The sequence below is a fragment of the uncultured Cloacibacillus sp. genome (genome assembly GCF_963926575.1).
GTDB lineage: Bacteria > Synergistota > Synergistia > Synergistales > Synergistaceae > Caccocola > Caccocola faecigallinarum.
The window spans coordinates 1-13774 of record NZ_CAWUXW010000001.1 but is presented as its reverse complement, the minus strand read 5'-3'; the positions used below and the strand labels follow the sequence as shown (position 1 = coordinate 13774).

The 13774-nt window shown below is 55.9% G+C and carries 12 protein-coding genes; 10 read left to right on the top strand and 2 right to left on the bottom strand.

Going from position 1 to position 13774, the window contains the following annotated elements:
- Positions 1-428: 428 nt before the first annotated feature.
- Positions 429-1619, bottom strand: coding sequence for a tyrosine-type recombinase/integrase (locus ABGT66_RS00060; protein WP_346688053.1), 1191 nt, complete (start codon positions 1617-1619; stop codon positions 429-431).
- A 525-nt stretch (positions 1620-2144) separates the two neighbouring features.
- Between ABGT66_RS00060 and ABGT66_RS00055 the strand changes: the two genes are divergently transcribed.
- The 9 genes from ABGT66_RS00055 to ABGT66_RS00015 all read left to right on the top strand — a co-directional run bounded on the left by ABGT66_RS00055 (position 2145) and on the right by ABGT66_RS00015 (position 10934).
- Positions 2145-2363, top strand: a complete 219-nt coding sequence (locus ABGT66_RS00055) for a cation transporter (protein WP_346688052.1) — start codon at positions 2145-2147, stop codon at positions 2361-2363.
- Between the two features lie 40 nt (positions 2364-2403).
- Positions 2404-4290, top strand: a complete 1887-nt coding sequence (locus ABGT66_RS00050; protein ID WP_346688051.1) for a heavy metal translocating P-type ATPase — start codon at positions 2404-2406, stop codon at positions 4288-4290.
- A gap of 249 nt (positions 4291-4539) precedes the next feature.
- Positions 4540-5685 (top strand): ABC transporter substrate-binding protein, encoded by a 1146-nt coding sequence (locus ABGT66_RS00045; RefSeq protein ID WP_346688050.1) that lies wholly within the window; start codon positions 4540-4542, stop codon positions 5683-5685.
- A gap of 275 nt (positions 5686-5960) precedes the next feature.
- Positions 5961-6440, top strand: coding sequence for a MarR family winged helix-turn-helix transcriptional regulator (locus ABGT66_RS00040; RefSeq protein ID WP_346688049.1), 480 nt, complete (start codon positions 5961-5963; stop codon positions 6438-6440).
- Between the two features lie 143 nt (positions 6441-6583).
- The gene (locus ABGT66_RS00035; protein WP_346688048.1) at positions 6584-8344 is read left to right on the top strand and encodes an FAD-binding protein; all 1761 of its coding nucleotides are present in this window, start codon (positions 6584-6586) and stop codon (positions 8342-8344) included.
- Between the two features lie 12 nt (positions 8345-8356).
- Positions 8357-8668 (top strand): 2Fe-2S iron-sulfur cluster-binding protein, encoded by a 312-nt coding sequence (locus tag ABGT66_RS00030; RefSeq protein WP_346688047.1) that lies wholly within the window; start codon positions 8357-8359, stop codon positions 8666-8668.
- A 19-nt stretch (positions 8669-8687) separates the two neighbouring features.
- On the top strand, positions 8688-10001 hold the full coding sequence (locus ABGT66_RS00025) for a divalent metal cation transporter (RefSeq protein ID WP_346688046.1): 1314 nt from the start codon (positions 8688-8690) through the stop codon (positions 9999-10001).
- Positions 10001-10249 carry a hypothetical protein gene (locus ABGT66_RS00020; RefSeq protein ID WP_300264572.1) on the top strand — a complete coding sequence of 83 codons (249 nt, stop codon included), beginning with the start codon at positions 10001-10003 and terminating at the stop codon, positions 10247-10249. The genes ABGT66_RS00025 and ABGT66_RS00020 overlap by 1 nt, the downstream gene beginning before the upstream one ends.
- Positions 10242-10934 carry an L-2-amino-thiazoline-4-carboxylic acid hydrolase gene (locus ABGT66_RS00015; RefSeq protein WP_346688045.1) on the top strand — a complete coding sequence of 231 codons (693 nt, stop codon included), beginning with the start codon at positions 10242-10244 and terminating at the stop codon, positions 10932-10934. Before ABGT66_RS00020 ends, ABGT66_RS00015 begins: the two co-directional genes overlap by 8 nt.
- Before the next feature lie 106 nt (positions 10935-11040).
- Here the strand turns inward: ABGT66_RS00015 and ABGT66_RS00010 are convergent, their stop codons facing one another.
- Entirely contained in the window at positions 11041-12309 is a 1269-nt protein-coding gene (locus ABGT66_RS00010) for a 4Fe-4S binding protein (protein WP_346688044.1), read from the bottom strand.
- A gap of 174 nt (positions 12310-12483) precedes the next feature.
- Here ABGT66_RS00010 and ABGT66_RS00005 point away from each other — a divergent pair, with 174 nt between their 5' ends.
- Complete coding sequence (locus tag ABGT66_RS00005; protein ID WP_346688043.1) at positions 12484-13353, top strand: bifunctional 5,10-methylenetetrahydrofolate dehydrogenase/5,10-methenyltetrahydrofolate cyclohydrolase; 870 nt, start codon at positions 12484-12486, stop codon at positions 13351-13353.
- Positions 13354-13774: the final 421 nt, after the last annotated feature.

Genomic DNA, 13774 nt, shown 5'->3' with positions numbered 1-13774 from the left:
GTTCATTGCTTCTAAATAGTAAGTATAATAATACCCCGTACAAAATTACCGCTTCGCAGTAATTTCACGGGGCCCGGTTGCTGCGCCCGGGACCAGCTTGCAGATTGCAGACGACAAACCCGTCTGCATCTGCCATGAGCCTGCGGCTCATCGATTTTCTGCGCTCACTCACACACTGTTCGCTCCGAAAATCAAAAACATAAAAACCAAAATCAAAACATATTTATTTTTTCTCTAGCTCTTAATCTATTGGAAAATATAGGAGAAAACAAAGCCGGAGATTGGAGTGCGCTATCGCCGCCGAGATAATCCCGACAAGCAGGATTTTCCCGGCGCTCCAATTCCGGCATAATTAAGGCTTGCGCCTTGATAGCAACCTCTGGGGTAGCCGTGGATACTTCTATTTTGAACTGTATTCTGTTTTCATATTATAACGTATCTAGCATAGATACTGCTTGACGTTTGAGATCCGGCGCTAGATGGGCGTAAATCTGTGTTGTCGTGATATTTTTGTGGCACATTAGATCTTTGACCGTGTATAGGTCAACGCCAGCCATTACGAGCTGACTAGCAAAATCATGACGCATATGATACCAAGTTCTATTTTCTATGCCCGTCTTTGTGCATAATTGCTTGAATGCGTCGATCCAGCCTTCGCTACCCGATATAGTGGATATTGGATTACCATGAGATTGAGTGAGGATATAACTATCCGCATTCGCAGATGATTGTGTTTTTTGTAACAACTCTAACATTTGTGCAACGTTATTGTTGTAGGGGACGATCCACTCGTCTTTTGTTTTCATTATCTCTGCTCTTAATCTGATATTCCGATTGCGCATGTCTATGTCGCTCCATTTTAACCGAAACAAAGTTCCGGGGCGCAATCCAGTATTTAGAGTGATTATGATAGCAGGATAAAGCCATGCTGGTTGCATTGTCTTGGCTGTCTCTATTAGTTTTTTTCTTTCTTCTGGCTCAAAATAGCCCCGGCTCTTGTCGCTGTTAATTTCTGGTAATTTATCTGGCTTAGTCGGTAACGATACATCAGACCGAGAGATTATTTCTTCGCGGTATAGCTTATTCATCATGGCGTACAGCAACGTCATCTTTTTGTTGATCGTTCTATAGGTACGGTCTAACTCGACTAAATGATTGATATAGGCTGTTAGATCTGCTCGAGTTATGCTGTTGATTGGGCGTGTCCCGATATCATTCCAACGACATATAGACCGTATATCTGTTATGATCTCCGAGCCTGTCCTAAGACGGCTTGCGAATGGGATATATAATTCTACGGCTTCGTTTAGCGTCAGCGATTTGCGTATAAGATTGGTACGTGCGTTAGCCGGATCTCTACCCTCAGCTAGATCTTGAAAAAATTTCTGTGCTGCCTTACGGGCATCTTCTAACAGATTGGTGGGTACATCAAGAGTATGTTTTTGCCACATCTTGCCCGTCACCGGGTCTGTATATTTAACGATCCACTTCCGGGCATTGTTAGGACGTACACGATAGTACAAATATGGCACTTTGTTATCTCTCAGTTCATATTCTTTTTCTTTGGGCTGACAACGGTCAATATCTCGTTGTGTTAGATTCTTACGCTCCTTTGCCATGCTGATCGCTCCTTCTGTTGGGGAAGTATTGGGGAAGTTTTTGCCACAGCGACACGCCCCAAATAACTACAAATGATTTTACATGTACTCGATAAATATAGCAATAGCAAGGATTTAGAAATTGTAGAACTTTGCGAAACATTGATATTTCTAGATTTTTAAGCGGACTCAAAATCCGCCGGGGTAACACCCGTGGGGGTTCGACCCCCCCCTCCGGCACCAGAATGATTCAAGAGTTCGCGCTTATCGCCGCGGGCTCTTTTTGTTTTTGCGCGCGCCTGTGCGCGTGCCGCGCGTCGCGTGAAACGCGCGCGCTTTCCTTCGTTTCCCAAAGCTTTATATATTTGACGTCCGCCATGCGGCGCGCAGTGCGCCCGCAGCTTCGTCGTGCGCCGCGGCGGAAATTTCTTCTCGCGGAAAATTCTCCGAGCTTATTGACAGTTTGGGGAAGCGTGGCTATTATATGCCTTAATGATTGAGCAATCGTTTGATTGTTTAATTGAAATAATGAAGGGGGAATTTCTGATGAAGAAGACGTATAAGATCGAGGTCGACTGCGCGAACTGCGCGAACAAAATGGAGGAGGCGGCGCAGAAAACGGCGGGCGTGAAGGACGCGGCGGTGAACTTCATGACTTTGAAGATGAACGTCGAATTTGAGGATGGGGCGGATCCCAAGGCAGTCATGCAGGAAGTTCTGAAGAACTGCAAAAAAGTCGAGGACGACTGCGAGATTTATCTGTAACGGCTGCGCGCGGCGCGGCCTGCGAAGAGGGGAATGGGCTATGAATAAGAAACAGAAGAGGATGCTGGCGCGCATCGTCGTCGCTTTCGCGCTGATGGTCGGGCTGCATTTCACGCCGGCGAGCGGCTGGGCGCGCTTTGCGCTCTACCTTGTGCCGTATCTCGTCATCGGGTGCGACATTCTGATAAAGGCGGCTAAGGGAATCAAGAACCGCCAGATGTTTGACGAGAGCTTCCTGATGGCGGTCGCGACTGTCGGCGCGATTGCGCTCGCGCTGTACGCTGGGAGCGGCGACTATACGGAGGCCGTCGCCGTCATGCTCTTCTATCAGGTGGGCGAGTGGTTCCAGAGCTATGCCGTCGGCAAAAGCCGCCGCAACATCAGCGAGCTGATGGACATCCGCCCGGACTACGCGAACGTCGAGCGCGACGGCGCGCTTGAGAAGGTAGACCCGGACGAGGTCGGCATAGGCAGCGTCATCGTCGTGCAGCCCGGAGAGAAAGTCCCCATCGACGGCGTGGTGGTCGACGGCGCGTCGAGCCTCAACACGAGCGCGCTGACAGGCGAAAGCGTACCGCGCGACGTGAAGCGGGGCGACGAGATTATCAGCGGCTGCATAAACATGACCGGCGTGCTGAAGGTGCGGACGACGAAAGAATTCGGAGAATCGACGGTGTCGAAGATTCTCGACCTTGTGGAGAACGCGAGCTCGCGCAAGTCGAAGTCGGAGGACTTCATTACAAAGTTCGCGCGCGTCTACACGCCCGCAGTCTGTGCCGCGGCTCTCGCGCTCGCCGTGCTGCCGCCGCTCGTGCGTTCACTCGGCATGGGGCTGCCCGCCGCGTGGGGCGACTGGATATACCGCGCGCTGACCTTCCTCGTAATCAGCTGTCCCTGCGCGCTCGTCATCAGCATCCCGCTCTCTTTCTTCGCGGGCATCGGAGGCGCGAGCCGAGAGGGCGTGCTCGTCAAGGGCTCGAATTACCTTGAGACTCTCTCTCAGACGAAGATAGTGGTATTCGATAAGACAGGCACGCTTACGAAGGGCGTCTTTGAAGTCAACGCCGTCCACCACAACGAGATGGCGCAGGCGAAGCTCATAGAGTACGCCGCGCTCGTCGAAAGCTACTCCTCGCACCCGATAAGCAAGAGCCTGCGCCGCGCATACGGCAGGCCGGTAGACAACTCGCGCGTCGCCGAAATTAAGGAAATAAGCGGCGAGGGCGTGACCGCGAAGGTCGACGGCGTGCCGGTCGCCGCTGGCAACGCGAAGCTCATGACGCGGCTCGGCGTGCCTTACATCAACTGCCATTCCGTCGGCACGATAATCCACATGGCCGTGAACGGCGAGTACGCGGGGCACATAGTCATCTCCGACGTGGTCAAGCCGCACGCAAAAGAGGCGATAACGGCGCTCAAGGCCGCGGGCGTACACAAGACGGTGATGCTCACGGGCGACGCGAAGGCCGTGGCCGACCAGGTCGCCGCGTCGCTCGGCATCGACCAGGTTTACGCGGAACTGCTTCCCGCGGACAAAGTCGCCAAGGTCGAAGAGCTGCTGAAGATGAAATCCGAGAAGGAAAAACTGGCCTTCACCGGCGACGGAATCAACGACGCGCCCGTGCTGCGCCGCGCCGACATCGGAATAGCGATGGGCGCGATGGGTTCCGACGCGGCGATAGAGGCGGCGGACGTGGTGCTTATGGACGACGACCCGATGAAAATATCGAAGGCCGTCAAAATCTCGCGCAAATGCCTCGGCATCGTATGGCAGAACATAATCTTCGCAATCGGCGTAAAGCTGATATGCCTCACGCTCGGCGCGCTCGGCTTCGCCAACATGTGGCTCGCGATATTCGCCGACGTCGGCGTCATGATACTCGCGGTGCTCAACGCGATAAGGGCGCTCTTCGTAAAAAATCTCTAGCGCATATAAATATGGAAATGAACCGCGGGGCTTCGACGCTTTCCAAAGGCGCGGCCCCGCGGCTGCTTTTTGCCCGCTTTTCTCTGCTCCGCCTCCGCGCCGCGCGGCGCGCGACAGCCGCGAAAAATGCGCGGTATTGCTGAAATCAACCAACTTGGTGCGCTGTTTCACCAACGCATAAAAACTATGCTATAATATCTGGACAGCACCACAAGGAAGCGACATAAAAATATTGAGGAGGTAGTATGTATGCGTAAGTTCATTGGTTTCAGCGCGTTACTGGTAATGTTGTTCGCACTCCCCGCTTTTGCCGCCGACACAATCAAAATTGGTGAAATAGCGACCGTCACCGGCGACTTCGCGGCCTACGGCGTCGCCGAAGTCGAATCGGTCAAGATGGCCGTCGCCGAAATCAACGCCAAGGGCGGCGTCCTCGGCAAGCAGCTCGAAGTCGTCATGTACGACTGCCGCACGAGAAACGAAGACATGGTCAACGCGGCGCGCCGCCTCGTCCAGCAGGACAAGGTAGTCGCGGCGATAGGCCCGAGCGGCTCCGGCCTCTGCATAGCGGCCGCGCCGGTATTCAACAGCGGCAAGGTCGCCCACATAGGCACCCTGCCCACCAACCCGCAGGTTACGATAGACGAAAAGGGACAGGTCCGCCCCTACAACTTCCGTATCTGCTTCCTCGACCCCTATCAGGGAGCCATCCTCGCCACCTTCGCGGCCCAGGACCTCAAGGCTAAGACGGCCGGCATCCTCTACGACGTATCGAGCGACTACTCGCACGGACTCCGCGAATTCTTCATTAAGAGCTTCGAGGCCCAGGGCGGCAAGGTCGTAGCCGACGAAGGCCACCGCGGCGAAGACGTCGACTTCCGCGCGCAGCTCACGAAGATTAAGGAAGCCAATCCCGACGTCGTCGTCCTTCCGACGATGGGCAAATGCACGCCTCTCTCCGTCAAGCAGGCCCGCGAGCTCGGCATCACCGTCCCGATCATCGGCGGCGACGGCTACGGCGACTACTTCTGGGAGATAGCCGGAGCGGAAGCTATGAAGAACACCTTCTGGGTCAGCCACGTCGCGAAGGAAGACCCCGCGCTGAAGGACTTCTTCGACAAGTATAAGAAGCAGACCGGAACCGAGTGCCAGGAATTCATGAACGCAGTCATGGCCTACGACTCCGTCTACTGGCTCGCCGACGCGATAACGCGCGCGAACAGCACCGACCCGCAGAAGGTCCGCGACGCCCTCGAGCAGACGAAGGACCTCCAGCTCATGCACACGAAGCTCACGATGGACGAGTTCCACAACCCGAAGAACAAAGACGGTTACATGCTCGAAGCCAAGGACGGCTCGGCTGTATTCTACAAGAGAATCCGTCCGGAAGCGTAACGGCGTAAACAAAGACATCGCGTCAGTCACAAAAACGCAGCGCGGCGGGGCAATGTCGCCCCCGCCGCGTTTTTTGTGTGTACAGACTTTGACAAGATATAACGGTTACGTGATAAAACGGTGTGACAGAGCCGCGCCGTGATGCTACAATTAGACCCGCAGTCGACAAAAGCGTCATAGGCCGCGGAAATGCGTACAGCCGCGCCGCCGGCGCTGTATCTGTGAATTTCATCAGCAGTTGAAAAATCTAACCTATCATACTGGGGTGAGGCTGAATGCCGGACTGTCGCTCGGAATTTGACGAAGCTATCCTGCGGATATGCAGTTATACGAACATCGACAACAGAATCCATCGCGAGTACGTTCCCGGCACGCGCCTGCTGCCGCGGGAAATGCACACGCTAGAGAAAATCATACTGCATCCCGGAGTCAACACTACAAGGCTCGCCCATATCACCGGCGTTCCGAAGGGCACAATTTCCAAGATGGCGCGCGAATTCATGCAGCGCGGACTGGTCGAGTGCTACAAAGACGATGGCAACCGCAAGGAGATCTACTACCGCGCCACGCAGTCCGGGATGGACGTCTTTCACGCGCACAACAAATTCCACAGCGTCGTCGGCAATGAATTCTACAGCTACTTCGAGTCGCTGCCGGAACCGTCTCAGCGGTTGGTGCTCGACGTGCTTTGCCGCTACGCGGATTACATGGAAGACCTTTGCGGACGGCATCTGAAGTCTGCCGTCATTTCATAAAATATCTCTTTTTCTACAAATTTACATACAAAAAGCCTTTCCTCTATTGACGCAGCGCCGTTTGGATAGTATTTTTTGTTTTGTTTGAAACAAAACAAAAAGCGCTAACGGCGGATGTTCGGTTATGAAATGGAGGAAAGAAAATGGCGGAAGTGTATGTTCCCTATGACGTGGTCGTCGTAGGAAGCGGCGGCGGCGGCCTGCGCGCGGCGATCAGCGCGGCGGAGGGCGGCGCAAGGACGCTCATTCTGGCTAAAGGCAAAATCAATCGCAGCGGGTCGACCTTGCTCGCCGGGGCGAATTTGAGCGCGGATATAGCCTGCGACGGCGCGAGCCTCTACGAAATGGGGCTGAGCGAATGGAACAAGGACGACACGAAGGATAAGTTCTTCGCCGACGTGTGCCACGAGGGATTTTATCTCGGCAACCAGAAGCTTGTCAGGAAGTTCGTCGACGGCGCGCCCGACCGTATCAGAGAGCTCATGAGCTGGGGCATGGAGGTGCTCGGCACCGAGGGCGAGCGGGGCATATCGGTCTTCGGCTCCGCCATCCTGGACGCGCTCTTCAAGCGCGTGAAGGAGCTCGGCATAGAATGGGCGGAAAACCAGCTTTTCACCGACGTCGTAGTCGAGGACGGAGCCGTCAGAGGATGCATGTGCGTAGACCTGCTGTCCGGAAACGTCAGGTACGTTCCCGCGAAGGCAGTGATTATCGCCACCGGCGGCAGCCACGGCGTCTTCCAAAATACAAGCGGTCCGACGGACTGCTGCGGCGAGGGGCCGGCCGCGGCGCTGCGTGCCGGAGCCGAGCTCATCGACATGGAGATGATCTCTTACTGCCCCGCCGTCATACTTTCCCCGACGATGTATAAGGGCAACATCCTTCCCTATATTATGAACACCATCGGCTACGGCACGTTCGTCAATAAATTCGGCAAGCCGTTTACGCAGCGCTACCTTTCCCCCGACGTTGAGAGACTCGCGCTCGACACGGAATGGAACAAGATGCTGCTTTCCTACGCTTTGCAGAAAGAGATAAACTCGCGCGGCTGCAACCGCTTCGGCGGCGTTTACTATAAGCTCGACCTCGAACCGCGTGAGCTTAAGGAAGAGCTTTACAACGACCTGCCGAGCCTCTCTAAGGGCATGTATCACGACATTATGGAGATCTTCCACGACGGCGGCTGCGTGACCTGCGCGCCGTTCGCCCATTATTTCGAAGGCGGAATCAGAATCGATGAAGAGATGGGGACCAAGCTCCCGGGGCTCTTCGCCGCCGGAGAATGTACGGGCGGCATGTTCGGCGCGAACCGCGTCTCCGCGGCGACGACGGAGATGCTTATAGAAGGAAACATCGCCGGAACGTCTGCCGCATCTTATGCGAAGGAATGCGTCTTCGCCGCGGCCACAGAGGGCCTCGTCGGCGAGATGGAGGACGAATTGCTGCGTCCCTTCGCTTCTAAGGGCGGCGCGAGCCCGGTCGAGATAAGAAAAGAGCTTCATAAAATCACCTCGAAGGCTCTGTCCGTCATACGCCGCGGAGAGACGCTTGACAAGGGGCTCGGCGAAACACTCTCGCTACGGGACGAGCTTAAGTCTGTTTCTTTCGCCACGCCGGACCGCAGATACAACAAGGAATGGCTTGAATATCTTGAGCTGCGCAACGGCCTGCTGACGGCGGCGGCCACGCTGAAGGCGGCGTCTATGAGAAAAGAGAGCCGCGGCGTCCACGTGAGGGAGGATTACATGTACACGGACAACGAGAATTACCTCCGTAATCTCGTCGTGACGGATGCGAGCCTGAATACGGAGTGGGCCGCGCCGGTGCATACTGAAATACATCCCGAGCCGGTGAAGAAGGACTATATCGCCTACGTGGAAGACGTCATCGAGAAGCTGAGCTGAGGAGGGCGGCAGATGAGAAAGATAAAGGTTAATATCCTGCGCGGCTGCGAAACCGGCAGTGGGGAATATAAAACATACGCCGTCGAGGTCGAGGACGGCGCCGTCGTTTCCGTGATGAACATTCTCGAAAATATATATGAGAACCAGGATCACACGCTCGCCTTCTTTTCTCATGCCGCGTGCCGCCAGGCAGCCTGCGGCAAGTGCATGGTGAAGGTAGACGGCGCTGTCAAGCTCGCGTGCAAAGAAAGGGTGGATGCTGCGGAAATTACCATCGAACCGTACTGCGGCAAGGTTGTTCGCGATTTAATCTGTGAAGCGTAGTTTTTAAGGAGTGAACAAAATGAACGAGAAGGAAGCATATCTCAGAGAAGTTGAGGATTTAAAACGATTGAACGACGCGCCTCTGCTGGAGCGCTGGGCCGGATACAGCAAATATACCGGCCCGGCCTTCATGGAGGCGGTCACGACGCTCGGCGCGGGCTCTTTCGCCTCCGTCGCGGCGATGGGAGCGGCCTACGGCTATGAAATGCTGTGGATACCGTTCTATTCATATTTGCTTGGAATGTTTATGTTCTCCCTCGGCAGCAAATTCGCAGTACACAGCAGGTTGGACGTAATCACGGCCCAGAACCAGCACCAGAATAAGCTTGTAGGTTCCGTTGTAACCGGATTGATAGCGTGTTATGTCGGATATGTCGTTTTTACCTTCGGACAATACGCGTTGGGCACCGACGCGCTGGAAAACATGTTTGCGCTCGTCGGCATCAACTGCCCGAGGTCTGTCAACTGGATAATCATCTTTATCTTATCTTTCCCGATTTCATGGATGTACGGCAAAAACGATAAAGCAGTGCGTTTCGTCGAGAACGTCAGCAAATTCCTCGTAGTCCTGATGCTGCTCGTCTTCGTCGCGGTCATCTTCGTCACCGGCGTCGACTGGGGCGAGCTGATTCACGGGCTCTTTATCCCGACGCTCCCGAGCGGCATTGAAGGAATCACGACGGGCGTCGCGGCGCTTATCTCCGTCGTCGCGGTCGGCGACTGGTGCCAGTATCACTATGCGATGAAGCAGCGTCATTTCACGCCCGTGCATGAGAAGCTGGCGCACTTCGACCTCGTCGTAGGCGGGCTTGTGCCGGTCACGCTCGTCCTGACCTTCGTCGGCATAGCCTTCGCCGTCACATTCAGCGGCGGCACCTTCCCGGACGACACATACGAGCTTGCCAACGCGCTCGTCGGCGCAATCCCGAGCCTCAGCATCCAGATAGGCTTCTACATCGGCGTGCTCGCAATCACCGTCTCCACTATGATAGGCATGAGCACGATCGCCGCGCAGTCGCTCTGCCGCGCCTTCGGAAAACCGCTCGACCCGCATTCCGCGCTGTGGAAGTTCGGAATAATCAGCACGCAGATAGGATTCCTCGGCGCTTATATAGGCAAGCCGATGTGGGCGGTCATCCTCGTCGCGGGGCTCCAGTCCTGCTTCTCGTGGGTCAGCGGCTCGTCGTGGTTCCTCCTTGCGAACGACCGTAAGTTCCTCGGCAAGCACGTCGTCAAGAATTATCTGTACAACCTCGGAATACTGGTGAGCGTCATCGTCCTTAACCTCACCTTCGTAATCTTCGTCTTAACCAAGTTAGGAGTGTGGGCGTAATGGCAAAAACTATATCGAGCTTTCTTGAGTCGCAGGTCGGGCCGCTTCGTATGCGCGGACTGCTGACGCTTCTGCTGTGCGCGGCGAATTTTTTCCTCGCCTACGGCATATGCGTCCGTTATCTGATGGGCGGCAGTTCGGCGCTCTTCGCCGTCAGCCTCGTCGTAACGGTCGCGCTGGTGCTGATTCTCGCTTTCCCGAACCTCGAGGTGCAGGATGATGCGGAAGCCAAAGATGTCGTTGACTGAGACCCATCACGGCGGCATCCTAGTCGCGTTCTATAAAACTCTGGCGGAGGCCTGCGGCAAAGAGCGCGGCCTGGAAATCTTCATGACGGCCGCGCGCACATACGGCGCGCGCCGTGGCAGGAGAATGGCTCTGCGCGCGCTGCGCGACGGAAACCCTCTCGACGTGACCTCCTATTTCGCCTACGGCGAGCTGCTATGCCGCGAGGAAGGGCTGACCGACGACGGCCTCTTTGAAGCCACTCGGGGAACGGTGCATGAACGCCAGACCGACTGCTGGTGGACGCGCGAATTCCGCGCCATGGGCTGCAGTGAATGCGGCGTGGACTACTGCCGCGAGATCGACGGCGCGATCTTCCGCGGCTTCAACCCTTCGCTCGGCTTCGAATGCACGCAGAACATGCACATCAACGGCTCGTGCGACTTCTATTTCAGAAGCCCCGAAGTGGACGAAGATTTTATGGAGTCCTACGGCAAACGCCTGAAGCCGGGACAGAACGTGAAACGAGAGATGGCCTATCACTGCGCGGATGTCTATCAGATGTACCGCCACATCATAGGCCAGGCGATTCCGGAGCAGGCCGGCGAGGTCATAAAGAAAGTCCGCGAGATGCTTGCCGAACGCTACGGCGAAGATTTCTGGCCCGCGGTCGAGGCTTACGACGGAACGGATTTTGAAAGCATATAACCGAAGCGGTTAGAGCTTTTAAAAAATGATGTAAAAGAAAAGACGGAGGGGCCGCGGCCCTTCCGTCTTTTGGTATCTTCGCGTTCTGTGTTGTCTATATGCGCGGTTATTCCCCCGCCGCCTTGCTTATCATTTTTTCGAGGTATCTCGACTTGAGCTGCGCCTGGGCGAAGGAGCGCTGGAGGCCGGGGAGTTTGAGTATCGCGCCGAGGACGCCGGCGAGCAGGCGGTGGCTGAAGAGCACTTTGTTGTCGAAGATGAGCTCCTGCAGCTTTCCGCGCTCGGTCGCCATTGCGACTACTTTGTGCGTCGTGTCGAGCGGCGTTATCATCCTGTTCGGGCGCGGCTCGAGCATCAGCGCGTGCGTCGGGCAGTTCTTGACGCAGACTCCGCAGCCGATGCAGCGCTCGGGGACGACGCGCGCCTTTTTGCGCCCGTTCTCCTCAATCATCTCAATCGCGTTGACGGGGCAAATCTTCATGCACTTGCCGCAGCCGACGCACTTTTCCGCGTTTATCCTCGATATGAAGTTCGAGCATATCGTCTGCGCGACGCCGAAGCGCTTTATCGCGAGCATCGCCTCGCAGCAGCAGGAGCAGCAGTTGCAGATGAAGTTCACGCGGCGGCGGACGTTCTCGCCGAACTGCACGAGGTTATAGTCGTAGGCCTGCGCGAGAAGGTCGCGGCACTCGGCCGCGTCGACCTGACGGGCGTGGCCGTACTTGATGAGCGTCGCGGCGGTGGTGTTGAAGGTCATGCAGATGTCCATCGGCGCGTCGCAGGCGTGCCCCTCGTGCATAGCCTTGTGGCGGCAGTAGCACATGCTGATGCCTATGTGCGAGGCGGTGTCTATGACGTTCGTCGCGCGCTCGTAGTCGAGCACCTGGAGCATGTATTCGTCGGGTATCTGCGGCTCCTGCGGGAAAATGCGCCCCATCTGGATGTCGCCGCCGCAGACGAGGTCGCGCATGAAGTCCTCCTCGACCGTTATGTACTGGTAGAAGAGCTCGCTCAGCGTCTTCTGGTCAATGTCGTGACGCACGCGCATCAGTGAGAACTCGAAAAATCCCGCCATCGGCGGCGGCACGGCGTATATCTGCTGTCCGTTCTGCTCTATGTCGACGATGAGCGCCTTGCTCGCGAGGCCGTCGAGCATCTTCTGCGCCTCGTGCTGCGGCATCTGCCAGACCTGCGCCGCCTTGTGTACGTCGAAGGGCTTTATAGGAAGCTGCGCCATCAGCCCCGCTTCCTTTTCGGTCATCAGTATCTTGAGTATGTCGTAGAGGAGCTTCGACTCCGGCGCTCCCTGCGGGAAACGGTTCAGCCTTTCCATCAGCCTTGTGTACGGCGAACCGTGAGTGTGGTTGTGAGACATTTTTCATCCTCCCCAGTTCGATTCCTCAGTAATTATACTCTTTTCAAGTAAATATATCTATGCTGGCGATACACGAGCCGCCGCCCGCCGGCGCCGCCTTATGCTAAAATAGTTCTGCTCCGCGCCCGCCGCCGTCGCGCGGGCGCGCGATATTTTACGAAAGACGTGAATAAAATGGCCGAGACGATAATGAAGGGAAAGCCCGTCATAGATAAGCTGAACGAACATCTCAAAAGCCGCGCGGAGGCGCTGCGCGCACGCGGCGCCGCTCCCGCGCTTGCGATCGTGCGCGTAGGCGACAACGGCGACGACATGGCCTACGAGCGCAACGCGGCGAAGTGCTGCGAGGCCGCTGGCGTCGAGGTGCGGCTCATGCACTACGGAGAGGACGTGCCGCAGGCGGAGCTTATCGGCTGCGTCCGTAAACTTAACGAGGATTCGTCGGTCCACGGCGTTCTGATACTGCGTCCGCTGCCGCCGCACATCGACGACCGCGCCGTATGCCGCGCGCTCGTCCCGGAAAAGGACGTCGACGGCATCACGGAGTACTCGATGGCTGGGCTCTACTCCTGCAAGAAGGTCGGCTTCGCGCCCTGCACCGCCGAGGCCTGCGTCGACATGCTCGACCATTACGGCGTGGAGATAGCGGGCAAGCGCGCCGTCGTCGTCGGCCGCAGCTTCGTCGTCGGCAAGCCCGTCGCGATGATGCTGCTCGAGCGCAACGCCACCGTCACAGTCTGCCACACTAAGACCAAAAACCTCGCCGCGCTCTGCCGCGAGGCCGAGATACTCGTCGTCGCGATAGGCCACGGAAAGATGATCGGCCGCGAATATCTCTCGCCCGGGCAGGTAATCGTCGACATCGGCATAAATTTCGACGAGGAGGGCAAAATGTGCGGCGACGTGGACTACGAAGCCGCCTCTGAGACGGCGCTCGCCGTCACGCCGGTGCCGGGAGGGATAGGCAAGGTGACGACCGCGGTGCTTGCGAAGCACGTCGTCGAAGCATGCTCGCGGCTCGCGGAACGCGCCACGAAATCATAAAAAGTATGTAAAACAGCAAAATCACTTAATTTCATCGGCATAATATGCCGAAGTCGACTGCATAATAAAAAGCTAAAAGTGAAAATCAACACGAAACGCAAATATGCTTCGTGTTGATTTTTTATTTGCCGTGTAATATCATTCCCGCATGTAAAGATACGATGTATTTTTACAAAAGTTTTACTTTAGATTAACTAAAAATAAAGGAAAGTGTGCTAAGCGAAGCTGAATTTGTAATTTATGTCGGCGTTCGGTAAGGCTGCATACAGTTTTGAAAGAACGGAGACATCAATTAAGTAAAAGGGGAATTTCCCCGAAAAAAGCATGGGAGGTAGTTTTCATGAAGAAGTTTTGCGCTTTGGTTATGATGGCGGCGACGCTGTTCTGCGCAAGCGCGGCGATGGACTCTGAGATAGCGCGT

Coding starts and splice junctions, on each gene's coding strand:
- ABGT66_RS00060 (WP_346688053.1), bottom strand. CDS start 1,619: ATGGCAAAGGAGCGTAAGAATCTAACACAACGAGATATTGACCGTTGT.
- ABGT66_RS00055 (WP_346688052.1), top strand. CDS start 2,145: ATGAAGAAGACGTATAAGATCGAGGTCGACTGCGCGAACTGCGCGAAC.
- ABGT66_RS00050 (WP_346688051.1), top strand. CDS start 2,404: ATGAATAAGAAACAGAAGAGGATGCTGGCGCGCATCGTCGTCGCTTTC.
- ABGT66_RS00045 (WP_346688050.1), top strand. CDS start 4,540: ATGCGTAAGTTCATTGGTTTCAGCGCGTTACTGGTAATGTTGTTCGCA.
- ABGT66_RS00040 (WP_346688049.1), top strand. CDS start 5,961: ATGCCGGACTGTCGCTCGGAATTTGACGAAGCTATCCTGCGGATATGC.
- ABGT66_RS00035 (WP_346688048.1), top strand. CDS start 6,584: ATGGCGGAAGTGTATGTTCCCTATGACGTGGTCGTCGTAGGAAGCGGC.
- ABGT66_RS00030 (WP_346688047.1), top strand. CDS start 8,357: ATGAGAAAGATAAAGGTTAATATCCTGCGCGGCTGCGAAACCGGCAGT.
- ABGT66_RS00025 (WP_346688046.1), top strand. CDS start 8,688: ATGAACGAGAAGGAAGCATATCTCAGAGAAGTTGAGGATTTAAAACGA.
- ABGT66_RS00020 (WP_300264572.1), top strand. CDS start 10,001: ATGGCAAAAACTATATCGAGCTTTCTTGAGTCGCAGGTCGGGCCGCTT.
- ABGT66_RS00010 (WP_346688044.1), bottom strand. CDS start 12,309: ATGTCTCACAACCACACTCACGGTTCGCCGTACACAAGGCTGATGGAA.
- ABGT66_RS00005 (WP_346688043.1), top strand. CDS start 12,484: ATGGCCGAGACGATAATGAAGGGAAAGCCCGTCATAGATAAGCTGAAC.